Annotated in this window: 2 protein-coding genes; one reads left to right on the top strand and one right to left on the bottom strand. The window is 66.3% G+C overall.

From position 1 onward, the window contains the following. Nucleotides 1–89: 89 nt before the first annotated feature. Nucleotides 90–215 carry a hypothetical protein gene (locus MJ783_RS23395; RefSeq protein ID WP_255724447.1) on the bottom strand — a complete coding sequence of 42 codons (126 nt, stop codon included), beginning with the start codon at nucleotides 213–215 and terminating at the stop codon, nucleotides 90–92. 65 nt (nucleotides 216–280) lie between these two features. On the opposite strand from MJ783_RS23395, the gene MJ783_RS22210 reads away from it, so the two are divergent. Further along, nucleotides 281–655, top strand: coding sequence for a PadR family transcriptional regulator (locus MJ783_RS22210; RefSeq protein ID WP_239313589.1), 375 nt, complete (start codon nucleotides 281–283; stop codon nucleotides 653–655). The last annotated feature ends 122 nt before the right edge of the window (nucleotides 656–777 follow it).

The following is a 777-nucleotide window of genomic DNA, read 5'->3' as shown; positions in this document are numbered from 1 at the left end:
ATACGGTCAGCGGACGCGCCGGGCCTCCGAAACCGCCAGACATTCGGAACACTCGTTCGATCCGGTAAATGATGTTCCGGCCAACACAGTCACCGGGCATCGTCCCTGGTCAGCGTCTGGGTAGCGACCGACGACACCAACGCGAGGTGCCTGCCCGCGAGAGTGCTCGCGGTGAGTGCAATGACCGCTCCCGCCCGAAACGCCGTACCAGCCATTGCGCCTTCTATACCTAGCAGTACTATGCATCGTACTTCCAGGGTATCGAACGGGGTGAGGCTTGGTGAAAGTCGGCAAGGATCTGGTGGCCGCCTCGGCGACGCCGTTGGTGCTCGGCATCCTGGCCGAGGAGGAGAGCTATGGCTACGCGATCCTCAAACGGATCAACGAGTTGTCAGCTGGTGAGCTGGACTGGACGGAGGGCCTGCTCTACCCGTTGCTGCACCGGCTGGAACGCCTCGGATGTGTGGAGTCCAGCTGGCAGTCGGTGACGGGCGAGCGGCGGCGCAAGTACTACCGGCTCACCGAGGCGGGCCTGGCCGAGCTGGCCGAGCAGCGCCGTCAGTGGGCCACGGTCATGGACGCCCTCAAGGGAATCTGGCTGGGTCCTGGCGACCGCGGGACGCTGACGGCGATCCCGCTGGAGGGCCGGGCATGACGGCGCGGGAGGGACAGGAGGAGCTTGAAGCGCAGCTCGCGCAGTGGCGCCAGTACGTGGGGCGTCGCCGGGAGATGCGACCGCCCGACGCCGACGAGCTCGAAGACCATCTCCGTGGCTGC

The sequence above is a fragment of the Protofrankia sp. Cj3 genome (assembly GCF_917627355.1).
GTDB lineage: Bacteria > Actinomycetota > Actinomycetes > Frankiales > Frankiaceae > Protofrankia.
This window is presented reverse-complemented; position numbering and strand designations above follow the sequence as displayed.